The organism is Flavobacterium sp. TAB 87 (assembly GCF_001529295.1).
Taxonomy (GTDB): Bacteria; Bacteroidota; Bacteroidia; order Flavobacteriales; family Flavobacteriaceae; genus Flavobacterium.
Genome location: NZ_LLWK01000033.1, coordinates 103,757 through 126,135 on the forward strand (window position 1 = coordinate 103,757; position 22,379 = coordinate 126,135).

Genomic DNA, 22,379 nt, shown 5'->3' on the forward strand with positions numbered 1-22,379 from the left:
AAAGCTTCACAATTGTGAAGCTTTTTTTTATGCTGCTATTTTAAATTTAGTTTGCTTGTGATGGTAATTCTTCATTGAAGAAAATAGAAAAAATCGATCCCACTCCTACCTCGCTTTCAACTGAAACTTTTCCCTTCATCGATTCAATTTGGCTTTTGGTAATATAAAGACCAATTCCACGAGATTCTTTGTTTTGATGAAAGGTTTTATACATACCAAACATTAAGTCGCCATAGCGCTTCATATCGACACCTAAGCCGTTATCTTTTATCTTTAAACAACTAAATCCTTCAAAAGTTGGCACATAATCAAATTCGACAATTGCATTCGCATCATCTTTTGAATATTTAATTGCATTGGTCATAAAATTTAGCAGAACGCTTTCTAAATAAGCAGGATTAAAATTTACAAAAACATCTTCGGGAATATTGTTAACCACTACTGCACTGTTTTCGTTGATATACGATTTCAATATTGTAATAGTTTTTCTTAAGTAAAAGCTTAAATTTAATGCCTTAATTTCAATATTCAAATGATTTTGAATATCGACTACTTTTGTTAAATGAGAAATAGTTTCATTTAAATCATCAGAAACTGTTCTCAAATGAGAAATCATTTCGGTAGTAGAATTGTAATCGTCTTGCATTTCTATTAAATCCAAAATCAATTTAAAATTACCCGCTTGTGTATTAAGGTTGTGCGTTACAATATGAGAAAAATTAATCAATCGTGAATTTTGGTCACTATATAATTCCATTGTTTTTAGCAATGCCAATTCTTTTTCTTTCTGTACAGAAATGTCCGTATGCGTTCCTATAACACGCAATGGCTTCCCACTTTCGTCTCTTTCGATTACCTTACCACGATCTAATATCCATTTGTACTTTCCACTAGATGTTAATACTCGGTGGTAATTTTCGTAGAACGGAATTTTATTCTCAAAATGCTCTTGAATATCTGAATAATATTTCGCGAGATCTTCTGGATGAACAATCTTATCCCACATTTCTGGATTATCAAAAACATCGCTAGAGTTTTGCTCCAAAATTTTTAATGATAAAGACGAATAAAACACACGGTTCTCAATCATATCCCAGTCCCAAATTCCAACTGTCGAAGCGTCCAAAGCAAACTGAAATCGCTCCTCAGAGATTCGCAATCTTAGTTCTTGTTTTTTTGCATCAGTAATATCTGAAATTCGTCCGCAAAAAATAACTCTTCCATCATCAGATCGTTCTGGTTTTGAAGTTACTTTCAACCATCGCTTTCCTTTTATTGGTAATTTAACTCTAAATTCTATTTCCCAAGGAACTAAGTTTCTTTTTGCATTCATCAATGTATTAAAAAACATTTTTCGATCACTTAGAACAACCTTTTCATAAATTAAAAATTTAGAACTATTTGAAAAATCATCCACTGGAATTTCAAAAAGATCTTCAACTGCTTTACTAATCAGTGGAAAAGAATACGTATTATCGGGAGTTACTAAAAATTGGAAAATTAAGTCGGGTATCCTCTCAAACAATTTCTTATAAAAATCGTTGACATTTTGGACATTTGTATTTTCTGATAAATCAAAAATCATGGATTCAAAAAAGTTAAAAGATTGACCACTAGCAATTACTATTATAAATGTAATATATTTTTAATTACAATCTGATTTCAATCAGCCTTTTCTCGGATGAAACTTTGAAACTACTTCAGTAAGGAACTTTCGATCTAAGTGAACGTAAATCTCTGTCGTTGTGATAGATTCGTGTCCTAACATCAATTGAATGGAGCGTAAATCGGCACCATTTTCAAGTAAATGCGTCGCAAAAGAATGGCGTAAAGTATGGGGAGAAATATTTTTTGAGATTCCGCAATTAACAGCTAAGTTTTTTATAATAGTAAAAATCATTGCTCTGGTTAAGAAATTTCCGCGTCGATTTAAAAATAGCGTATCTTCCTGTCCTTTTTTTATTGCTAAAAATCCTCTAGTATGTTGCACATAGCGCTCTATAATAACCTGAGTGCCGCGACCTATCGGTACAAATCGTTGCTTATTGCCTTTTCCGGTAACTTTTATAAAACCTTCATCAAAAAATAAATCAGATAATTTTATATTGATCAACTCCGAAACTCGCAAACCGCAACTGTATAAGGTTTCTAATATTGCCTTATTTCTTTCACCTTCCGGCGTACTTAAATCTATCGCACCAATTAAAAAATCAATTTCTTCTAGTGATAAAGTATCTGGAAGTTTGCGTCCTAGTTTTGGAGACTCAATTAATTCTAAAGGATTGTCTGCACGATAATCTTCAAAAATTAAATAACTAAAAAAACTTTTTAAGCCCGAAATGATTCGAGATTGAGAACTTGGATTGACATTTTTAGAAATTTCATAAATAAAATTTTGAAGTGTTTCCTCCTTAATTTTTATCGGACTTACTTCTATTTTATTTTCTTCTAAAAAAAGGCACAGCTTCTCAATATCTAAGGTGTAATTTTCGACGGTATTTTTAGATAAACCACGCTCTATCTTTAAATACGACTGATAATCTTTGATGTAAGTACTCCAATTCATAACTACAAAGTAAATCATTTTCGATTAAAAAGGACGCTCTCGATATTGATACTGTATTACAATTTGATTTTTACTGCAAATTTAAAATTATCTAAAGAAAGAACTCTATACCAATATGCAATTGAATTTTGTCTTTTTGATAACCTACATTAAAACCTAATCGTCATAGTTAGGTACTTGTTTGCTAAAGTTTTTAAACTAAATCAATACTTGCAAGAATTTTATATAAAAAAAAACCTCTCCAATGGAGAGGTTTTCATATAAGTAAATTGTGAGAATTACAATTTAAAAGTCAAACCAAAGTTTGCAGTAGCAAAAAAGTTATTGAAAACATTTAAGTTAGCACCAAAGCCACTTACCGCTTTTCCATCTTCAACTTTGTAAGATGAGTATCCTAAAATATCAGACAATCCGAAATTGATTGCGAAATTTTCTGTAACGAAATAGTTAAGTCCTAAACCAGCACCAAATCCAACACCGCTGTATTTAGTTTCCATGTTACCAAGTCCATCTTTACCGTTGTTAAAATCAACTCCAACTTCAGCATACGTTTTAAATCTCTCTCCTAATTCAAGAAAGTAGTAACGACCAAAAACTCCAGCACCAAAATTAGAACTTTTTTTAGTATCAATTCCTGCAACCTCAGTGCTACCATTTGCCACTTCTAATTCAAGTCCTAATGCAAATTTATCAGTTAAAAAATAACCAACTTTTGGATTGAAACCAAGTGAATTTGTTTTAGTATCTGTGTTTTTATCATTAGTTGAGTTGAAACTGAAGTTACCTTCAACTAGAACATCACCTTCTGAAAAACCAAAACTTTTACTAGAATCTTGTGCGTTTGCAAAACTAAATGCAAAAACAGCTACAGCTGTTAATAAAATTTTTTTCATCTTTTTTTTTTAATTAATTATTGCGTTTAAAGTTGCAAAAATAATCATACTTCCCTTTAAAACCTAGGGTCAAACTAATTTAGCAGACTTTTACAAAATAGCTACAGTGAATAATTACAGGTACTTTTATATCGTTATTTCACAATAAAAACAGCTTTTAGCAAAAAGGAAAAAAAATAGTCACAGTAATAGTTTAACATTCAGAATTATACGATTTAATCAAAAGGCCAACTATAAAACTGATTCTAAAAAAATGAAAGATTGCGACTAATCTTAAAAAAATACATCAAACGAACTAATTTAGGAATAGTAGCTCAAAAAAAGCTTTATAAGACACTTTAAAAAAAAATTGCTGCAATAAAAACTTTAATAATATGTGATTATGTAAAAAATCATGATCAAAATAACAAGAGTTTACAAGAATTATAAACTGTAAGAACTGTCTGTCAGTAACTTAAATATAAACAAGTAAATACTTTCAAAATAATTTTTAAAATGTGTAAGAAAATAACATCAATTAGGATTTTTCCCTACCTTTGCGCAAAATTTTGCAGTAAGCAAAATAGAGAAAATTATAATTTAATTAATTCGATGAAAAAAGTATTTTTAATTGCAGTAGGTTTTTTTGCGTTTCAATCAGTAAGTGCACAAGATGATTCTTCTTACAAACCAACAACTGGAAGTGTTACAACTGAAGTAAGTTTAGCAGGTGGTTTAAATAATGCCACTTTTAATTTAAATGGCGGAGCTTTAAAATTTAGATATTTTCTTAAAGAAGATTTAGCATTAAGAGCTGGTTTAGGATTAAATAGTACTACGACCGAAGCTGTAGCAGGTGTATCACCAAATGAAATTACAACGACTAACAAAGTATCATCTAACGCTATTAAGTTAGGTATTGAAAAGCATTTTGCTGGTACAAACAGATTGTCTACTTATGCGGGTGCAGATTTAATCGTTGGCCTTGGAAAAACAGCTAATGACATCGTTTCTCAAAACGGTAATTACATTAAAGCTGAACAAAAAACGTCAGGTTTTGGAATTGGACTATTTACAGGTGCAGATTACTATATTGCTAAAAAAGTTTATTTAGGTGTTGAAGCTGGATTAAGTTTTATGTCTGATAAAACGAAAGATGCAACAACTTCTACAAGAGTAGGAACTGTTACAAATTCTACGTCTACTCCAGGATCAAAAGATTTTGATATTACATCAAATGTTTTTGGAGGAGTTAGAATTGGTTTTCAATTCTAATAACAAATAGATTTATACTAAAATCCCGTTTCAATACTTGAAACGGGATTTTTTGATTCTAACAAACAAATTCTGATTTTAGGCACTTTTAACAAACAAAACTCTATCTACTAGACACTTATAAAAATACACTATAAACTAGGTAATGACATATAAAAACAGCGATTGTTAAAAAAAGTTAAAATGGAAATTCTAACAGAAAATGCACAATACTTATAACAATAGTTCGTTTTATATTGTCTTATTTTACACAATAATTTTAAACTTTAAAAAAATCAATTAATGAAAAAAATCATTTTAGGAGCAATAATGATGGTAGCGTCATTCACTCAAGTACAAGCACAATTAGTAAAATTTGGAGTTAAAGCAGGAGCAAACTTTGCGAATCAAACTGGTGATGCAAATTTTGATGGTATAGCTTACGACAAAGAAGGAATTACAAGTTATCATGCAGGTTTAGTTGCGGAAATAAAAGTTATGGAAAGTTTTGCTATACAGCCAGAGCTTTTATATTCAACAGAAGGAGCTTCTTATAAAACTGCTGGTAAAGATTTTATAAATGAATTAGGATACATCTCTATCCCTGTTTTAGCTAAATTTTTTGTTGCAGAAAATTTAAGTTTAGAATTAGGTCCACAAGCGTCTTTTTTAGTAAGTGAAAAAAATGACTTTGATGTCAAAAATGGTGAAACTTTCGAATTTGGAGTAGTAGGTGGATTAGGATACAAAATTACAGAAAACTTCTTTGTTCAAGCACGTTACGGCTTAGGATTAACTGAAGCTTCGAAAAATGCTGATGTTAAAAATTCTGTTTTTCAAGTATCAGCAGGATTTATGTTTTAAAAGTGATATCACATAATATTTTAAAAACCGTTCTATAATGTAGAACGGTTTTTTTATTTTTACACAAATTATACTTTATGAAAATCTGCATCATCAACGGACCAAACCTCAACTTATTAGGAAAGAGAGAACCTGACGTATACGGCTCTACTACTTTTGAAGATTATTTAATAGAACTAAAGACTATATTTCCAACCATAGAGTTGTGTTATTATCAAAGCAATATTGAAGGTGAATTGATTGGTAAAATTCAGGAATTTGGTTTTGACTATGATGGAATTATCTTAAATGCAGGCGCTTACACACACACTTCCATTGGTATTGGAGATGCTATAAAAGCAGTTACTACTCCTGTTATTGAAGTTCATATTTCAAATACCTATTCGCGCGAAAGTTTCAGACATCAATCGTACATTTCAGGAAATGCAAAAGGAGTTATTTTAGGCTTTGGCTTGAAAAGCTACGAATTAGCGATTCGTTCCTTTTTGTAAGAAGCGCGCTGATTGCAAAGTTCAATTCTCTTTAAATATAAGTATTGGGCTCCACGTGAATGAGAACATGACCGATTTCAGGAATTTCCTCTCTTAATCTGTCTTTCAATTGATGCGCTAGATCGTGTCCTTCTTTGACCGTAATTGTAGCTTCGACAATAGCGTGTAGATCAACATGGTATTTCATTCCGGCTTTACGAATAAAGCATTTTTCGGTATCGATAATACCCTCAACTTCTTTGGCTATTTTTCTAATTTCAACGATTAAATCATCGTTTAAATTCTCATCCATAATTTCTCCTAAAGCAGGTCTAAATATTCGGTAACTATTGTACAAAATAAAAAAAGCTGCCAAAAGTGCCGCCCAATCATCGGCTGACTCATATCCTTGCCCCATTAAAAGCGCAATTGAAATACCTATAAAAGCAGCAACGGATGTGATTGCGTCACTTCTATGATGCCAAGCATCTGCGGCTAACGCAGAGCTTTTGGTCTCTTTACTTCGTTTCATCACTTTGTGAAACGAATATTCCTTCCACACAATTATAGCTCCTAACACAAAAAGTGTCCAGGATTTAGGCAGGTCATGCGGTTTCTGAATATTGAGTATACTTTCATACGCAATAATCGTTGCCGAAGTAATCAAAAAGCCAACTACCAAAAAAGTAATTAAAGGTTCTGCTCTACCGTGACCATAGGGATGATTTTCATCCGGCGGCTTATTTGAATACTTGATTCCGAATAAAACCAAAAAAGACGCAAAAATATCTGTAGTAGATTCTATGGCATCAGCAATTAAGGCATACGAATTGCCAAAAAAACCTGCAAAGCCTTTTATGATGGCCAAGCAGGTGTTTCCTATAATACTAAAATATGTAGCTTTTATTGCTTTTTGTTCATTTGTCATTGCATGAATTTATGCTCTTTCAATTTTTGCTCCGATAGCTCTTAAACGCTCGTCGATGCGTTCGTAGCCACGGTCAATTTGTTCAATGTTTTGAATTGTACTTGTTCCTTTTGCTGATAAAGCTGCAATTAATAATGAGATTCCTGCACGAATGTCTGGTGAAGACATTGTTGTTGCTTTTAATTGCGATTGGAAATTATGTCCCATAACGACAGCACGGTGCGGATCACATAACATTATTTTTGCACCCATATCAATTAATTTATCGACAAAGAACAAACGGCTCTCAAACATTTTTTGGTGAATTAACACATCTCCTTTTGCTTGTGTGGCAACGACCAAAACAATACTCAACAAATCAGGTGTAAAACCTGGCCATGGCGCATCTGCAATGGTTAGTATAGAGCCATCAATATCTGTTTTTACTTCGTAACCATCGGTGTGAGCAGGAATGTAAATATCATCTCCTCTTCGCTCAAGGGTAATTCCTAATTTTCTAAAGGTATTCGGAATTAATCCTAAGTTGTCCCAGCTTACATTTTTAATTGTGATTTCGCTTCTAGTCATGGCTGCAAGACCAATCCAAGAACCAATCTCTATCATATCTGGAAGTATGGTATGCTCACAACCTCCTAAGTTTTCTACCCCTTCTATCGTCAATAAATTAGAACCAACTCCAGAGATTTTAGCACCCATCGAGTTCAACATTTTACACAACTGCTGCAAATACGGTTCGCAAGCGGCATTGTAAACTGTTGTTGTTCCTTTAGCTAAAACCGCAGCCATAACAATATTAGCTGTTCCAGTAACCGATGCTTCATCAAGTAACATATCTGCCCCGACTAAACCATCTTCTGCTTCTACTCCATAAAAATGATCTTCACGGTTGTATCTAAATTTAGCTCCTAAATTAATAAAACCTTCAAAATGGGTATCTAATCTGCGACGACCAATTTTGTCTCCACCTGGTTTCGGAATGTATCCTCTTCCAAAACGAGCTAACAATGGTCCCACAATCATAATAGATCCACGTAGTGCTCCACCTTCTTTTTTAAACTCCTCGGTTTCTAAATAAGAAACATTTACCTGATCGGCCTGAAAAGTCACCGAGCTTGAACTGTTTCTTTCAATTTTTACACCTAAGTGGTCTAAAAGTGTAATTAATTTATTGATATCAATAATATCCGGAATATTGTTAATTCGTACTTTTTCTGGCGTCAAAAGTACCGCACATAAAATTTGCAAAGCTTCATTTTTTGCACCTTGTGGTGTGATCTCACCTTTTAAAGAAACTCCTCCTTCGATTTTAAATACTCCCATATACTCTTTTACTATTATGACTTTTTATTTTGTTTAAGAAGTGAAAAAACTAATTCTTAATTACTTTTATTTTGATTACTTTTTTGAAAAGGCTTTTTTGGGCCAACTTTATTTTTGTTATTCTGTATTTTAGGTTGGCTTGTGCTTGTGCTAATTTTGTTCGACATGCGTTTATTAGTACGCAACAAATCGGTAGTATTTAACAGCTCTTCCGTGCTTTGTATCAAATTGATTGTACCTTCAGACAACTCGTACAAATGCTCAAATATGACATCATCTTTTACAGTGTCTTTGTTCCAACTTAAATAAGATTTTTTCATGTGGTTCGCAATGACCATTATCAAAGCATTTTTCATGTCACCATCGTCCCACTTATTAGCCACATCAATCATGTATTTGATGTTGTTGCCGTAGTAACGGTATTTTGGAAAATTTTGTGGATACTCTAAAACATCTGGTCGCAATTGCAATACTTCGCGGGACGGTATTGGATAGGGTGAATCGACATTTAATCTAAAATCGGACATGATAAACAATTGGTCCCATAATTTATGCTGAAAATCGGGAACATCACGCAAGTGCGGATTCAAAGTTCCCATAACCTGAATGATATATTTTGCAGCTTTATTGCGCAATTCATCATCTTCGATTGTGGTGGCTTGATCAATTAATTTTTGCAAATGGCGTCCGTAATCCGGAATAATTAAATGCTGCCTTTCAGAATTGTATTCTAAATTAAAGACGACATCATTGGCATTTTCTTTTTTATATTTTTCGCTCATAATTATAGTGAAACTATTCCTTCGATGGTTGAAACTTCTTTGTATTTGCTAATAATTTGATCGGCACTTTTCATGGTTACGTCTACAGAAACACTAGTAAATTTACCGGTTTTTGATTGTGTCGTTTTAATTACAGCACCAAGATTGTCAAATGCTTTTTCGACTGTTGTTACATTATCAGCAACCGACGGAACAATAAATTTAAATAAATATTCGGCTGGCCAAGTGTTACTATTGTCCAATTCCGTTTTTAATCGCTCGTAAAATTCGGTTACTTTTTTATCTTTTTCGTTCTCCATTATCTAATAAAATATCAGCAAATATACGGTTTTGATTTTAGAATCTAGAAAACCCATTTGGTAAATTTAAAAGATCAAAACAGTACTGCTTTTTTGTGTTTTCTTGGCATAAAAGAAACTATGTCAATTCAATAGCCCTGATGCAAGGGAAAATCCTGCCGTTTTTTTTCGGCAGATTTGGAAAGGCAGCAGGAACCCATGCCTAAAAAAAAGCCAAATCTTTCGCTCCTAACTCAAATAACCTTTTTAATTCTGAATTAGTTTAGGTAAATTTGCCCTTTATTTTTAGAGTGTGCAAAAAGAAATTATAGTTATTATTGGCGGTCCGGGAACGGGAAAGTCAACCATTATAGAAGGGTTAGTTACCAAGGGTTACTGTTGTTATCCTGAAATTTCGCGCGAAGTAACGATGGAGGCGCAAAAGCAAGGAATCGATCAATTGTTTCTTGAAAACCCGTTGTTGTTTAGTGATATGCTTTTAAAAGGAAGGATAAAGCAGTTTGAAAGCGCGTTGCAAGAATCGTCTGAAGTGGTATTTATTGATCGCGGTATACCCGATGTTGTGGCGTATATGGATTTTATTGGTGACTTATACCCCGAACGTTTTGCGGCAGCTTGCGAGCAATGTAAATATTCGAAAATATTTTTGCTTCCGCCGTGGGAAGAAATATATCTGAGCGACAGCGAGCGATACGAAAACTTTGAACAAGCTACAATTATATACAATCACCTCATTCAGACCTATCAAAAGTATGGTTACGAATTGATTGAAGTGCCAAAAGACACGGTTGATAACAGAATTCTTTATATCTTAGATAAGATTTAGGTTCGAATTCTAATTATTTTGTAAAGGTACCGTGGTCTATTTTCCTAACTTTAAATTAATTACGAATGCCAGAAGCGTTAGCAATTCTTCAAAAATATTGGAAACACGATGCGTTTAGACCTTTACAACGCGAGATAATTGAATCGGTTGCAAATGGTCACGATACCTTGGCTATTTTACCTACTGGTGGTGGCAAATCGATATGTTTTCAGGTTCCTGCTTTAATGAAAGAAGGAATTTGTCTTGTGGTTTCACCTTTAGTTGCGCTAATGAAAGACCAAGTTGCCAATTTGCAAAAGCGAAACATTAAAGCTATTGCAATTACAGGCGGGATTCATACCGAAGATTTAATTGATTTACTGGACAATTGCCAATATGGAAATTACAAATTTCTCTATGTTTCGCCAGAACGTTTGCAACAAGATTGGGTTTTAGATCGCATAAAAAACTTACCTATAAATTATATAGCCATTGATGAAGCACATTGTGTGTCGCAATGGGGACACGATTTTAGACCGGCGTATTTAAAAATTATTGATCTAAAAAAACACTTTCCTAAGATTCCCTTTATTGCTTTAACGGCAACTGCAACTCCTGTGGTAAAGAAAGATATTGAAATAGAATTAGGGCTGCAAAATGCTACAATCTTTCAGCAATCTTTTGCTAGAGCAAACATTGCTTACATGGTTTTTGAGGTCGAAGATAAATTATACCGCACCGAACAAATTTTAAAGAAAAACCCGCAACCTTCTATATTATACGTTCGCAATCGAAAATCCTGCATCACACTTTCGCAGCAATTACAATCTTTAGGTTTTACTGCTACTTTTTATCATGGAGGTTTATCTTCTAAAGAAAAAGAAAAACAGATGAATTTGTGGCTGAATGAAGATGCACAAGTTATGGTTGCGACAAATGCATTTGGAATGGGGATTGACAAGCCAAATGTAAAAACTGTTATTCATACACAATTGCCCGAAAACATCGAAAATTATTATCAAGAAGCAGGACGTTCTGGGAGAAATGGCGAAAAAGCGTATGCCGTGGTCTTAACTAGTGTTTCGGACATTTTGCAAACGAAAGCACAATTTTTGGATGTTCTACCTGATAAAAAATTCTTAAATACTCTTTTTGTCAAATTATGCAACTCCTTTCAAATTGCTTACGGCGAAGGAATCAACGAACAATTTTCGTTTAATTTGAATCAGTTTTGTACCAAATATAATTTTCCAACTTTAAAAACCTATAACGCCTTGCAATTTTTAGATAAACAAGGTATTATTACTTTATCCCAAGAATACTCGGAAAAAATCTCGCTGCAGTTTTTAATTGAATCTAAAGAAGTGATTCGATACATTAGTTTAAATCAAAATGACGAGGAAATTATCTTAGCTATTTTAAGAACATATCCCGGTGTTTATGAAGTAAAAACTCCCTTTAATGTTAGTTTAATAGCAAAAAAATCTAATTCTACTGAAGCAGAAGTTCTGGTCGTTTTAGACAAATTAAAAGAAAAAGAAATTATCGCTTATAAAGCTAAAAACAACGATTCTTCTATTTTATTTAATGAAGTTAGAGAAGATGACCACACAATAAATAGAGTGGTTAAGTATCTTGAAAAACAAAATTTGTTGAAAAAAAATCAGCTTCAAAGTGTTTTAGAGTACGTAAAAGACCAAAAAACATGCAAAAGCACCTTACTACTCGCCTACTTTGGAGAAACGGCAGAAAAGGATTGTGGCATTTGCTCGTATTGCATCGGTCAAAAACAACGGCAAAAAGACAATCGATCTATTAAATTAGCAATTGTAGCGTTATTACAAAAAGAGAATTTAGATTCGAGAGTACTTGCTACCCAAACCAATCATAGCGATAAAGAAATTGTTTTTGCTTTGCAAGAACTTTTAGAGAATAATGAAATTGCGATCTTACCGAATAATAAATATACACTAAAAAGATAATGACAAAATTAAGAATTGTATTTATGGGAACTCCCGAATTTGCTGTCGGCATTTTGGATACCATTGTAAAAAACAACTATGAAGTTGTCGGTGTAATTACTGCTGCAGACAAACCTGCAGGGCGCGGACAAAAACTAAAATATTCGGCGGTAAAAGATTATGCTCTAGCACAAAACTTGCCTTTATTACAACCTACTAATTTAAAAGACGATTCTTTTTTAGAAGAATTAAAGAGCTTAAATGCCAATTTACAAGTTGTTGTTGCATTTAGAATGTTACCAAAAGTAGTTTGGGAAATGCCAGAACTAGGCACATTTAATCTTCATGCTTCGCTACTACCTAATTACCGCGGCGCAGCTCCTATTAATTGGGCAATAATTAATGGTGAAACTAAAACGGGAGTAACTACTTTTTTTATTGATGATAAAATTGATACTGGCGCAATGATTTTAAGTTCTGAGATCGAAATTGAACCAAACGAAAACGCGGGCGAATTGCACGATCGATTGATGAACTTAGGGTGTCAAACTGTTATTGATACACTGCAAAAATTGGAAGATGAAAATGTCGTTACGACCATTCAAGAAGAACCTGCTGACATTAAAACTGCTTATAAACTCAATAAAGAAAACTGTAAGATAGACTGGAACGACACTGGAGCAAATATCATTAACCTGATTAGAGGTTTAAGTCCGTATCCTGCGGCGTGGTGTTTTTTAAAAGATGAAGCCGACGAAATGTCAGTAAAAATATACGATGCACAATTTAGCATGGAAAGCCATGATTATAAAATTGGAAAAGTAATTAGTACAAAGAAAGAATTAAAAATAACGATTAGTGATGGGTTTATAATTGTAAATAATTTACAGCTGCCGGGTAAAAAAAGAATGAAAACCGCTGAATTATTAAATGGAGTTCGTTTTTCAGAGCAGGCAAAAGTGCACTAAAGTCAATAAAACAGGGAGGTTAAGCGGTTTAACGATTTTTTTTGTTGCTTTTATGAACAATAAAAGCAAGTTATCAACAATTTTATCTAAAATTAAACAAAATACTTGCGAGGTACGGATTTCCTACTAAATTTGTGTATTAACAATTTTTTTTAACCAACAATTAATAACTAATAATTATGAACAAGTCTGAATTAATCGATGCTATCGCTGCTGACGCAGGAATTACAAAAGCTGCTGCTAAGTTAGCTTTAGAGTCATTTTTAGGAAACGTAGGAGCTACTTTGAAAAAAGGTGGTAAAGTTTCCTTGGTAGGTTTTGGATCATGGTCAGTTTCTGCTAGAGCTGCAAGAGATGGTAGAAATCCTCAAACTGGAAAAACAATTCAAATCGCTGCAAAAAACGTTGTAAAGTTTAAAGCTGGTGCAGAATTAGAAGGAGCAGTAAACTAAGAATTAGTTTTACAAGCCAAAATATATTAAAACCTTCCATATGGAAGGTTTTTTTTTGCGGTTTGACGATTTATTTTGTGTAATTAAAAATAAATTTGTTAAATTTAATAAAAATTGTAACCGCATGATTTCAGAAAAATTAAAAAAGGGGCACCTTCTTATCTCGGAACCTTCTATAATTGGAGATTTATCATTCAATAGATCAGTCATTTTATTGGCAGATCACAACAAAGAAGGCTCAATTGGCTTCATTATTAACAAGCCATTGAAGTATACTATTAATGATTTGATCCCCGAGATTGAAGCTTCCTTTAAAATATATAACGGCGGTCCTGTCGAACAAGATAACTTGTATTTTATCCACAATATTCCGGATTTAATACCAAATAGCATTGAAATATCTAATGGAATTTATTGGGGTGGCGACTTTGAGTCAACCAAAGTTCTTATTAATGCTGGTCGAATTAACAAAAACAACATTCGCTTTTTCTTAGGATATACGGGTTGGGACGAAGACCAATTGGAACACGAGATGCAAGAGAATTCTTGGATAATAACTGACAATAACTACAAGAATAAAATTATCGGCAAATCGGCTACTCATTTCTGGAAAGAACAATTGGTAGAGTTAGGTGGTGATTATGTTATTTGGTCTAATGCTCCAGAAAACCCATATCTCAACTAAGAAATTACGCTATAAAGTCATTCAGTTTTTTTACTAAAATTTGAGAGACAGTTGTTGAAAATTCTTTTTTGCGATATTTTGTTATCGGGCGAACGCCCATAATTACATTGGTTACAAATAATTCATCTGCTTTTTGTAATTCAAAAGGAGATATTACTTCTTCAACAACTTCTAAAGTGGATTCTTTTTTTGCCAGTTCTATAATTTGCTTGCGCATTACTCCGTTCAAACATCCTTCAGAAATTGGCGGAGTAATTAGTTTGTTTCCTACAACCATAAACAAGTTTCCTTGCAATGCTTCAATTACATTTTTAGCGTCATTAAGCAGCAAACAATTATCTAAGTCATTCTCATTTGCAAAAATACTCGCTGTAACATTTATTAATTTATTGGTAGATTTTATAGACGATAAAAGCTGCTTGGTTACATAGAAGTCTTTGTAGAGATCAACTTCGTATGTATCGGTAAAAGCTATATAATTCTGGTTATTTAGACCAAACGCGTGGATCAAGTATGAGATTTCGTTTGTAGTAGGTAAATACAAGCCTCCGTTGTTTCTAAAAACAGTTATACGAGCTCTTGCCGAACTAGCAATTCCATTTTGATTAACTAAACTCAGAATTTGCTCTTCTAAAAATTCCATTGTAAAGTTCATCGGAATCTCCATTCGAACCACACGCATCGAAGCCATTAAGCGAAAATAATGATCCTCTAAAAATAAGATCTTATTATTAATGATTTTAACGGTTTCAAAAACACCATCACCGTATAAAAAAGCGCGGTTATTCGTTAAAATGTTATCTTCTTTTGCTACTACTGTTCCATTAAAATTAATCATAAAAAAGCCCTGAATTTTGTTCAGGGCAAATATAAGTTATAATAAGGACATTTCTAAACAGAACCGATAAGATGTTTTAAGTCTGAAATTTGGTTTTCCCATAATTGTCTTGCCTCGTCCAGCTCATCTTCTTCAGCAAAATCTACTACCATCAACGAAACATCTTTGGTGATTTCGTCAACTAAAATATGTAACTCAAAATAATATTCTGAATCTTTATTGTTATCATCTACCCATTTAAATTTTACTTTCTCTCCCGTCTTTTTTGAAGCAAGACGTGCTTTCTCTTCGGAATCATTCCAAATGAAAGTAAAAAACTCTCCTCTTGAATTAACATTATCTGCGAACCATTCCGATAGACCAGATGGTGTTGAAATATATTGATACAATAACTGAGGTGACGAGTTTATAGGGAACTCTATTTCGTAACGTACTTTTTGATCCATGTGCTACATTAAATTTTTTGGAAATATATAGAATATTACTACGTAAAAAAAGTATTTTGAAAAATATTTTTTTTTCTTTGTTTTATGCTTGTTTGCATTGATATTATTTTTATATTTGCACCCGCAATAAGGAGCTACTTTCTTATTTACCTTGGCGAGGTAGCTCAGTCGGTTAGAGCGCAGGATTCATAACCCTGAGGTCACGGGTTCAACTCCCGTCTTCGCTACACAAACAAACCCTTAAACAATAACTGTTTAAGGGTTTTTTATTTTTAAGAGGTATTCTTACCGTCGCAATTAATCAAATTTACAAGTGTTCTTATAGAAGTACATCTTTACTTTTTGACTAGTATCATTTCTCCAGAAACTTAAAAATAACTAGCGCAACAATCATCTCTAAAGAATAAAAATTCCAAAAGAGCATAGACTTTAATTTCATCTCAACTTAAACTGGAATCTTTCGATTTAATACTCCGACCAATGCTCACCTTTCCGAATCATTTTAGAGTAGCTTTATAGACACATACACTTTACAATATCTTAATTCGCATTAAGCAACTAATTATAATAGTAAGTCCTACTTACTGAATCATTGAATTATTAGTTTAAATCAGCCTCTAGGACTTATAAACTACAACGGTCAAAGCTATCGCTTGCTTCAATTATTTTTAAAATCTGCAAAAATTACTATTACAAATTCGAGACAATAAAAAAAGGTCTTAATTTGTTTAAGACCTTTTTTTATTGTTACATTTTTAGATTCAATGCTTTAATAAATTGTAATAATACTGTAATAGAAACTATAGCATTTGTTATCGTTCGAGATAAGTAAAATATCAAATTTTATTATTTTTTGAAAAACGAAACAACAATATCTTCTTTTACCTTCTTTTGTTCTTTTTTTACCACCAAAAAAATCAGATAAGTTAAGAAAGCGGTACCAAATGCAAGCGTATAATTAAAGATCCAATTGGTATTGTAATCGTAATTTTGAATAATAGCCAGACCTGTCTTAGAACTGAATACGTGTGCAAAACCGTAGCTCATTTGAAAAGTTGACATAAACACTCCTTCTAAGTTTTTATGGCTTCTATTCATCACAAAACCACTTGCAAAGGCAAAAGTCAACATGTTTCCAAGACTCATTAAAAACATAAATGCCCAGAATATCCAAGGCTCATGAACTAAGAATAGTAAGAGATAAGAAGAACCTATTAAAAGTAATCCTATCATTATAGCCACCATGTCTGTTATTTTATTTTTTTGAACAAAATTAACCACCGCTAGTTCAAATAAAATAAAAACAACTCCACTGAAACCAAGAAACATTCCACTATCAAACTCCGTTAAGTTATATGCCTCTTTGTGATAAATAGGCACAATAGAAAAAACCTGAAAATACAGATATCCTGTTATCAGGGCAATAATCCAATTCATCACAAAAGGAAAATCTTTTAAGGGCGCCATTTTATCCTGTCCTATAGCGCTCATCTCTAGCTTATACAGTAGTTTTTTCTCTTTAACAAAAATTACAAAAAAACATACCGAAATGATAGAAGTTAGACCATCTACAATAAATAAGGTATTGTATTCTGCATTCAAAATTAGAATTCCTCCTAATACAGGCCCTACAACAAGACCAACATTAGTTGCCATTCTTAATAATGATAACGCCCTTACTCTGGATTCGCTGCTTACATAATCATTAATACTCACCATCATCGCAGGTCTATACATATCAGCAACTGCAGTTAGCAGAAAAATCGTAATACATAACAGCTCAAAAGTTTTAGCAAATTGCAGCGAAAGTAAAACTAGACCACTGGCAAATAAGCTAAACACCATCACTTTATACGATCCAAAAACATCAGATAATTTTCCACTAATGAAGGTTCCTACTAAAGATCCAATACCGAAACAAACCATAATCCAACCAATCTGCGAATAACTTAGGTTTAATTCTTCTTTGAAATAAATCGATAAAAAAGGAACCACCACAGCCCCAATTCTGTTTACTAGAGTAATTAGGGCAAGAATCCATATTTCTCTTGGAAAATTCTTAAAATTCCCTAAATAACGGTTAAGCATTTTCAAAAATATTTAATTGAGGCACTATTTAAATCATTTAAAAAGAAGTATTAATTTCCAAAAAATCTACCAAAGAAACCCTTTTTAACCTCTTCTATTTCTTGAGTGGATGACTCAACCTTTACGTCTTGATTCAAATCGTCCATCATTAATTTTGTAATTAATTCTACATAATCAAGGTTATGATCTTCTAGATAACCAATCAAATACTTTTCACTTCCTTCTACTCCACTTACTTCTTCAATTTTAGACAATTTCTTGTATAAAACATCCACTTTTGCAATTACACCCGGCGAAATAGCTTTACGACGAGCCACATACTTCAAAATTTTAGCATCTTCTCCTACTATATAATCAAAATCAGTGATTACCCAGTAATATCTACCTGATTTGGCTAAATTTTTAATGATTCCATGAAATTTTTTCCCTTTTGAAATACTATCCCATAAGACTTTGAAAATCACTTTTGGCATATCAGGATGGCGAATAATATTGTGTGGTTGGCCAATAAGCTCCGATTCATCATATCCTGAAACTGACGAAAAGGTGTCGTTAACATATTCTAAGCTTCCGTATAAATCAGCCTTACTTACTATAGTTTGGGTTGTATCCCATTTAACCGGCTCATCAATTAGGGTTGGACGTTTCTTTTCCATAATATTTAAATTTTATTTAGGTGATAATTAAGTTGTGACGAATGATATTATTTCTGTTTAAAACAACTGACTAGCAATTAGTTCTACATACCCAACAATGGTGAATTAAAGCTTTACAAATAGTACTACTAGTAAGAGAAATAATTTAGGGTATGCTTTCGTTTTCTACGCAGTAGGATTTTACATTTATATTTCCTTTTTTGTGCTGTAAATAGCACTTACTGGTCTTTTAATTTCCTTAATTTCGATTCCAGAAAAAATATTTTCTTGCAAACAAAGTAGTGATGCAAAAAAAAGCAGCATAAGTACTGCAAAATATAATTTTAAAATTCTCATAGGTTAAGTTTAATTTGTATCCGTGTAACTTTAAAATCTGATATTTCATTAAAGTACATTTGTACCTCAGAAATAACTCAATTTTTAAAAATAAAACAGATAGATTAGTTATTGCAAAGCAAATTTCTGATACTTTTTTCTAAAACAATTACTCTTTTTTTGGGGCTGCAAAAGTACAAAAAAAACATGTAACTTATTTTTTGCATAAAAAAAATTAAGATATGCACGAAACACTTCCTTCAACCCTTTAATAAACAGTCTTTTAAAAAAAAAGTTAAAGAATAATAACGATAAACAAGTTTGACTTAGACTCTAAAAAGCTAAGAATTTTAATGAATTATAAGAATTATTGTATCCAAAAAGACGAGTATTACTTTAATTAAGCATATTTGTTGTAAGTAATTTTGGCGTAATAGATATATGACCGTGTAAATTATTTTTTTCTGCAAAATCACAAAGTAGATCCCACCTAAAAGAATAAAAAACGTTCTTATAGCTTTTCAATTATAAAAAAATTAAATTTGCTACTTAAATTTTTATAAATGTCGGATTTTTTAAAATTATTTGGAGAGAATATATTTAAGGAAATGCATGGATTTGTAGCATTAAGTATTATTGACGTAAAAAGCGGTAATATTTTTTATTCCAAACAGAACAATACAAACTTTGATATAGAAAATGCATCAAAATTTGCATTAGAAATAGTAAGAGCTCAATTAAATTCGAACGATTATCTAAAACAGAATCAAAATATAGATGATATTACGATAACGCTGACGAATCAGTTTCAGTTTTTAAAAATATCAAACAACAATAGTTATATTATTTACTTAGTTGCTGATTCCTCCAAAGCAAATTTGGCTTTTACAAAAGCACTTCTCAATAAGCACATGGCAGAAATTTCGAATATGTTTAAGTAGAAAATATTTTTTGATTTCAACCGACAGAACTTCTAGATATTCATCATCTTTAAAAAAGATAGGATAAGTATTTTAAATTCAATAAAAGAAAAACCTTCAAATTTTATAAAAATGAAGGTTTTTTTGTTTTATATATTTGAAAGCTCTACTTCACTAAACGTATCCCGCTGAATTGCCATTGCAATTTTGGATGAAAAAAATTACGGTATGAAGGGCGACTGTGTCCAGCAGAAGTAGCTTCCGATGCTCCTCGAAGCACCATTTGATTCACCATAAATTTTCCGTTGTATTCGCCAATGGCACCCGATTGTTTTGCAAATCTAGAATAAGGCAAATACGCACTTTCCGTCCATTCCCAACGTTCTCCCCATGCAAATAAATGAGACGCTGCTTCCCATTCATATTCCTTTGGCAAGCGCATTCCCTTCCATGACGCAAAAGCAGCGGCCTCATAAAAGTTTACATGGCAAAGTGACGCATCCAACTCTATTGCTTGAAGCCCGTTAAGCGTATAATGCATCCAGTTAGCATCAATATAATGCCAATACAGTGGTGCTTTTGCATTTTTTTCTTTTACCCACGCCCAACCGTCGGAGTGCCAATACTTAAAATTAGTATAACCACCCGCTTCAATAAATTGCAAATATTCAGAATTACTGACTACATTACTGGCAATCTCAAAAGATTCCAAATACTGTTTGTGTCTTCCTAATTCATTGTCAAAACAAAAACCAGTGCCACTAAATCCTATTTCATAAAGACCTTCCGAAATTGGAATAAACTCATTTTTTTTAATTGGTCTTTTTTCAAAAATAACTCTTTCTGAATATGAAGGAAATAAGGGATTGTGTCCTAAAATATATTTAATATCATAATACAATAACTCTTGATGCTGTTGCTCATGATTGAGTCCTAGCTCTAGAATTGCGTTAATTTCAACAGTCAAAGAATCGCTTTCTAAAAATTCCTCCATTTTCGCATTAACATATGCTCGATACTGATACACATCGGCCACCGAAGGGCGACTTAAATTACCCCTATCGGTTCGCAGCACTCTAGCACCGACAGTTTCGTAATAACTGTTGAAAACAAAATTATACTGAGCATCAAATACCTCATAATCCCTAACAAAAGGAATTAATATAAAGGTTTCAAAAAACCATGTCGTATGACCCAAATGCCATTTCGGCGGACTTACATCTGCAACAGGCTGCACGACATAATCCTCTATTTCTAAAGGTCGACAAATATTTTCTGACTGCTGTCTAATTTTTCTAAAGCGCTCTAAAAAAACTTTTGCATCTGGATTTATGTGTATGATTTCTTTCATTGTACTTTTATTTTAAGTCGCTAACCAAAAGGCATCTGCAAACCATTTTTTATCGTCCATAATCGTATCAATTGGCATAAATCCTGAATTGATAGCTAAATTTTCGATATCTGAAACAGAAAACTTTTGGGAAATTTCCATGTAAATCGTCTCGTTCTTATCAAATTTTATCTCTGTGTCTGCAAGACTCACTTTTTGATCTGCTAGACTAATTAAATAACTTTTACAAGCTCCAGTTAAAGGATCGTAATTTTGATAATGCTCAAATTGCTGCAAATTGAAGTTTGCATCCAGTTCATTATTTATGCGTTCTAATAAATTAAGATTGAATAATGCGGTAGTCTTACTGGCATCATTATAGGCATCTAGAATAGTTTGTGGATGTTTTTTTAAATCGAAACCAACCAAAACGACATCTCCTTTATTTAATTTTTTACGCAGTTCTGCACAAAAGACCTCTGCCTCATTAAATTCCATGTTACCAATATTGCTTCCTAAAAAAAGCACTACTTTTCTACGAGACGATAGTTTGGCCACTTTATTTAGCATCTCAAAATATTCTCCTTCTAAACAAACAACTTCTAATTCGGGTAAATTAGCATGCAGTTTGTCGTTTAAAATTTCTAAAATATTTCCTGAGATATCAATGGGCATATAAGAAAATTTTTCTTTTTGTTCCGATAAATATTTCAAGAGAAAAAGTGATTTAGTCGCATCACCTGCTCCCAACTCGACTAGGTCGAAAGCGCTGTTATCTACTTTTATTGCCTCTGCAATCTGAGCGGTTTTATGTTCGAAGATCTCTGTCTCGCAACGCGTCAGGTAATATTCTGGCAATGCCATAATTTGCTGAAAAAGACGGTCACCTTTTTTATCGTAAAAATATTTAGACTGTAAGCGTTTTGGGCTACTACTAAGCCCGTAAGCTACATCGTATAGAAATTGGTGGTTGCATTCTTGCATTTGTTCTGCTTTTAATGGCGTGACTGAGTTTGGTTGTATCGTCATTTGATTTGTTTTACTAAAATTAAGACCTAATTCAAATTTTTAATTTCACTGCTTATTTTGTTTCCTCTTTTAAAAAAAATCAAAATAAATTAAGTCAAGTATCGATCTATTTAAGCATGTACTCGCTTGCTGTAATAGGACTAATTTGAAATCATAAAGCCTTGATAATCTATTGCTAACAAATTAAGAACAGAAGTGAAATTTAAAATTTACTCAAAATTAAAGCACTTAACGACTTAAAATTTATATAATTACCGCTTAACTTTATAAAATTTTTTATCACCAAACACTTTTACCCATCAAAAAAACGCTTGGGTAGGCTAGTCAACGATAAACTGCACATCAAGACCTGGTCCAAGATATACGAGAATAATTTCGATTTGGATTTCACTTTTAATAAGATAGAACCTAAAAATTAAAATGAAACTCCAGAACCGACTTTTTACCTAAAGTATAAAGTTTTATTTTTAATGATTTATTTTTACTAAAAACACATTTTCGCTGTTAATACTAATAGGTAAAGGAACAATA

At 32.5% G+C, this 22,379-nt stretch carries 22 protein-coding genes and 1 tRNA gene; 10 read left to right on the forward strand and 13 right to left on the reverse strand.

The genetic code is table 11. From position 1 onward, the window contains the following. Window positions 1-46 precede the first annotated feature (46 nt). The 3 genes from AP058_RS05195 to AP058_RS05205 form a co-directional block, all read right to left on the reverse strand. The gene (locus AP058_RS05195) at window positions 47-1,585 is read right to left on the reverse strand and encodes a PAS domain-containing protein (RefSeq protein WP_066307507.1); all 1,539 of its coding nucleotides are present in this window, start codon (window positions 1,583-1,585) and stop codon (window positions 47-49) included. Between the two features lie 81 nt (window positions 1,586-1,666). Further along, complete coding sequence (gene xerD / locus AP058_RS05200) at window positions 1,667-2,566, reverse strand: site-specific tyrosine recombinase XerD (RefSeq protein WP_066307509.1); 900 nt, start codon at window positions 2,564-2,566, stop codon at window positions 1,667-1,669. 278 nt (window positions 2,567-2,844) lie between these two features. After that, complete coding sequence (locus AP058_RS05205; protein WP_066307510.1) at window positions 2,845-3,459, reverse strand: outer membrane beta-barrel protein; 615 nt, start codon at window positions 3,457-3,459, stop codon at window positions 2,845-2,847. Between the two features lie 591 nt (window positions 3,460-4,050). Between AP058_RS05205 and AP058_RS05210 the strand changes: the two genes are divergently transcribed. The 3 genes from AP058_RS05210 to aroQ all read left to right on the forward strand — a co-directional run bounded on the left by AP058_RS05210 (window position 4,051) and on the right by aroQ (window position 6,047). Beyond that, complete coding sequence (locus AP058_RS05210; protein ID WP_066307513.1) at window positions 4,051-4,713, forward strand: outer membrane beta-barrel protein; 663 nt, start codon at window positions 4,051-4,053, stop codon at window positions 4,711-4,713. A 282-nt stretch (window positions 4,714-4,995) separates the two neighbouring features. Further along, window positions 4,996-5,556, forward strand: a complete 561-nt coding sequence (locus AP058_RS05215) for a porin family protein (RefSeq protein WP_066307515.1) — start codon at window positions 4,996-4,998, stop codon at window positions 5,554-5,556. 77 nt (window positions 5,557-5,633) lie between these two features. Beyond that, the gene (gene aroQ, locus AP058_RS05220) at window positions 5,634-6,047 is read left to right on the forward strand and encodes a type II 3-dehydroquinate dehydratase (RefSeq protein WP_066307517.1); all 414 of its coding nucleotides are present in this window, start codon (window positions 5,634-5,636) and stop codon (window positions 6,045-6,047) included. Between the two features lie 31 nt (window positions 6,048-6,078). On the opposite strand, the gene AP058_RS05225 is transcribed toward aroQ, so the two are convergent. The 4 genes from AP058_RS05225 to AP058_RS05240 are packed head-to-tail and all read right to left on the reverse strand — an operon-like array spanning window position 6,079 to window position 9,355. Beyond that, window positions 6,079-6,954 carry a cation diffusion facilitator family transporter gene (locus AP058_RS05225; RefSeq protein WP_066307518.1) on the reverse strand — a complete coding sequence of 292 codons (876 nt, stop codon included), beginning with the start codon at window positions 6,952-6,954 and terminating at the stop codon, window positions 6,079-6,081. Window positions 6,955-6,963: 9 nt separating this feature from the next. Further along, complete coding sequence (gene murA, locus AP058_RS05230; RefSeq protein ID WP_066307519.1) at window positions 6,964-8,274, reverse strand: UDP-N-acetylglucosamine 1-carboxyvinyltransferase; 1,311 nt, start codon at window positions 8,272-8,274, stop codon at window positions 6,964-6,966. A gap of 56 nt (window positions 8,275-8,330) precedes the next feature. Further along, window positions 8,331-9,056, reverse strand: coding sequence for a DUF4290 domain-containing protein (locus AP058_RS05235; protein ID WP_066307521.1), 726 nt, complete (start codon window positions 9,054-9,056; stop codon window positions 8,331-8,333). Window positions 9,057-9,058: 2 nt separating this feature from the next. Further along, window positions 9,059-9,355, reverse strand: a complete 297-nt coding sequence (locus tag AP058_RS05240) for a DUF493 family protein (protein WP_066307522.1) — start codon at window positions 9,353-9,355, stop codon at window positions 9,059-9,061. A gap of 292 nt (window positions 9,356-9,647) precedes the next feature. On the opposite strand from AP058_RS05240, the gene AP058_RS05245 reads away from it, so the two are divergent. The 5 genes from AP058_RS05245 (at window position 9,648) to AP058_RS05265 (ending at window position 14,226) form a co-directional block, all read left to right on the forward strand. Further along, complete coding sequence (locus tag AP058_RS05245) at window positions 9,648-10,181, forward strand: AAA family ATPase (protein WP_066307525.1); 534 nt, start codon at window positions 9,648-9,650, stop codon at window positions 10,179-10,181. A gap of 65 nt (window positions 10,182-10,246) precedes the next feature. Continuing rightward, the gene (locus AP058_RS05250) at window positions 10,247-12,142 is read left to right on the forward strand and encodes an ATP-dependent DNA helicase RecQ (protein WP_066307528.1); all 1,896 of its coding nucleotides are present in this window, start codon (window positions 10,247-10,249) and stop codon (window positions 12,140-12,142) included. After that, window positions 12,142-13,089: a methionyl-tRNA formyltransferase gene (gene fmt / locus AP058_RS05255; protein WP_066307530.1), complete on the forward strand. Its 948-nt coding sequence runs from the start codon at window positions 12,142-12,144 to the stop codon at window positions 13,087-13,089. Before AP058_RS05250 ends, fmt begins: the two co-directional genes overlap by 1 nt. A 179-nt stretch (window positions 13,090-13,268) precedes the next feature. Continuing rightward, window positions 13,269-13,541, forward strand: coding sequence for an HU family DNA-binding protein (locus tag AP058_RS05260; protein WP_066307532.1), 273 nt, complete (start codon window positions 13,269-13,271; stop codon window positions 13,539-13,541). 124 nt (window positions 13,542-13,665) lie between these two features. After that, on the forward strand, window positions 13,666-14,226 hold the full coding sequence (locus AP058_RS05265; RefSeq protein WP_066307722.1) for a YqgE/AlgH family protein: 561 nt from the start codon (window positions 13,666-13,668) through the stop codon (window positions 14,224-14,226). A 4-nt stretch (window positions 14,227-14,230) separates the two neighbouring features. On the opposite strand, the gene AP058_RS05270 is transcribed toward AP058_RS05265, so the two are convergent. Next, window positions 14,231-15,064, reverse strand: a complete 834-nt coding sequence (locus tag AP058_RS05270; protein WP_066307534.1) for an aminotransferase class IV — start codon at window positions 15,062-15,064, stop codon at window positions 14,231-14,233. A 53-nt stretch (window positions 15,065-15,117) separates the two neighbouring features. Continuing rightward, window positions 15,118-15,510, reverse strand: coding sequence for an START-like domain-containing protein (locus tag AP058_RS05275; RefSeq protein WP_066307536.1), 393 nt, complete (start codon window positions 15,508-15,510; stop codon window positions 15,118-15,120). A gap of 153 nt (window positions 15,511-15,663) precedes the next feature. On the opposite strand from AP058_RS05275, the gene AP058_RS05280 reads away from it, so the two are divergent. Beyond that, a tRNA-Met gene (locus AP058_RS05280) sits at window positions 15,664-15,737 on the forward strand. Window positions 15,738-16,356: 619 nt separating this feature from the next. On the opposite strand, the gene AP058_RS05285 is transcribed toward AP058_RS05280, so the two are convergent. Both AP058_RS05285 and AP058_RS05290 read right to left on the reverse strand, forming a co-directional pair. After that, window positions 16,357-17,598, reverse strand: coding sequence for an MFS transporter (locus AP058_RS05285; protein ID WP_066307537.1), 1,242 nt, complete (start codon window positions 17,596-17,598; stop codon window positions 16,357-16,359). 50 nt (window positions 17,599-17,648) lie between these two features. After that, window positions 17,649-18,254, reverse strand: a complete 606-nt coding sequence (locus AP058_RS05290) for a PAS domain-containing protein (RefSeq protein WP_066307538.1) — start codon at window positions 18,252-18,254, stop codon at window positions 17,649-17,651. A gap of 878 nt (window positions 18,255-19,132) precedes the next feature. On the opposite strand from AP058_RS05290, the gene AP058_RS05295 reads away from it, so the two are divergent. After that, window positions 19,133-19,510, forward strand: a complete 378-nt coding sequence (locus tag AP058_RS05295; RefSeq protein WP_066307539.1) for a hypothetical protein — start codon at window positions 19,133-19,135, stop codon at window positions 19,508-19,510. A 145-nt stretch (window positions 19,511-19,655) separates the two neighbouring features. On the opposite strand, the gene egtB is transcribed toward AP058_RS05295, so the two are convergent. Beyond that, on the reverse strand, window positions 19,656-20,840 hold the full coding sequence (gene egtB / locus AP058_RS05300) for an ergothioneine biosynthesis protein EgtB (RefSeq protein ID WP_066307542.1): 1,185 nt from the start codon (window positions 20,838-20,840) through the stop codon (window positions 19,656-19,658). A gap of 12 nt (window positions 20,841-20,852) precedes the next feature. Further along, on the reverse strand, window positions 20,853-21,848 hold the full coding sequence (egtD, locus tag AP058_RS05305; RefSeq protein WP_082706583.1) for an L-histidine N(alpha)-methyltransferase: 996 nt from the start codon (window positions 21,846-21,848) through the stop codon (window positions 20,853-20,855). Between the last annotated feature and the right edge of the window lie 531 nt (window positions 21,849-22,379).

Excerpts from the sequence above, each read along its gene's own strand:
- AP058_RS05195 (WP_066307507.1), bottom strand. The coding sequence starts at position 1,585 with ATGATTTTTGATTTATCAGAAAATACAAATGTCCAAAATGTCAACGAT.
- xerD (WP_066307509.1), bottom strand. The coding sequence starts at position 2,566 with ATGAATTGGAGTACTTACATCAAAGATTATCAGTCGTATTTAAAGATA.
- AP058_RS05205 (WP_066307510.1), bottom strand. The coding sequence starts at position 3,459 with ATGAAAAAAATTTTATTAACAGCTGTAGCTGTTTTTGCATTTAGTTTT.
- AP058_RS05210 (WP_066307513.1), top strand. The coding sequence starts at position 4,051 with ATGAAAAAAGTATTTTTAATTGCAGTAGGTTTTTTTGCGTTTCAATCA.
- AP058_RS05215 (WP_066307515.1), top strand. The coding sequence starts at position 4,996 with ATGAAAAAAATCATTTTAGGAGCAATAATGATGGTAGCGTCATTCACT.
- aroQ (WP_066307517.1), top strand. The coding sequence starts at position 5,634 with ATGAAAATCTGCATCATCAACGGACCAAACCTCAACTTATTAGGAAAG.
- AP058_RS05225 (WP_066307518.1), bottom strand. The coding sequence starts at position 6,954 with ATGACAAATGAACAAAAAGCAATAAAAGCTACATATTTTAGTATTATA.
- murA (WP_066307519.1), bottom strand. The coding sequence starts at position 8,274 with ATGGGAGTATTTAAAATCGAAGGAGGAGTTTCTTTAAAAGGTGAGATC.
- AP058_RS05235 (WP_066307521.1), bottom strand. The coding sequence starts at position 9,056 with ATGAGCGAAAAATATAAAAAAGAAAATGCCAATGATGTCGTCTTTAAT.
- AP058_RS05240 (WP_066307522.1), bottom strand. The coding sequence starts at position 9,355 with ATGGAGAACGAAAAAGATAAAAAAGTAACCGAATTTTACGAGCGATTA.
- AP058_RS05250 (WP_066307528.1), top strand. The coding sequence starts at position 10,247 with ATGCCAGAAGCGTTAGCAATTCTTCAAAAATATTGGAAACACGATGCG.
- fmt (WP_066307530.1), top strand. The coding sequence starts at position 12,142 with ATGACAAAATTAAGAATTGTATTTATGGGAACTCCCGAATTTGCTGTC.
- AP058_RS05260 (WP_066307532.1), top strand. The coding sequence starts at position 13,269 with ATGAACAAGTCTGAATTAATCGATGCTATCGCTGCTGACGCAGGAATT.
- AP058_RS05265 (WP_066307722.1), top strand. The coding sequence starts at position 13,666 with ATGATTTCAGAAAAATTAAAAAAGGGGCACCTTCTTATCTCGGAACCT.
- AP058_RS05270 (WP_066307534.1), bottom strand. The coding sequence starts at position 15,064 with ATGATTAATTTTAATGGAACAGTAGTAGCAAAAGAAGATAACATTTTA.
- AP058_RS05275 (WP_066307536.1), bottom strand. The coding sequence starts at position 15,510 with ATGGATCAAAAAGTACGTTACGAAATAGAGTTCCCTATAAACTCGTCA.
- AP058_RS05285 (WP_066307537.1), bottom strand. The coding sequence starts at position 17,598 with ATGCTTAACCGTTATTTAGGGAATTTTAAGAATTTTCCAAGAGAAATA.
- AP058_RS05290 (WP_066307538.1), bottom strand. The coding sequence starts at position 18,254 with ATGGAAAAGAAACGTCCAACCCTAATTGATGAGCCGGTTAAATGGGAT.
- AP058_RS05295 (WP_066307539.1), top strand. The coding sequence starts at position 19,133 with ATGTCGGATTTTTTAAAATTATTTGGAGAGAATATATTTAAGGAAATG.
- egtB (WP_066307542.1), bottom strand. The coding sequence starts at position 20,840 with ATGAAAGAAATCATACACATAAATCCAGATGCAAAAGTTTTTTTAGAG.
- egtD (WP_082706583.1), bottom strand. The coding sequence starts at position 21,848 with ATGACGATACAACCAAACTCAGTCACGCCATTAAAAGCAGAACAAATG.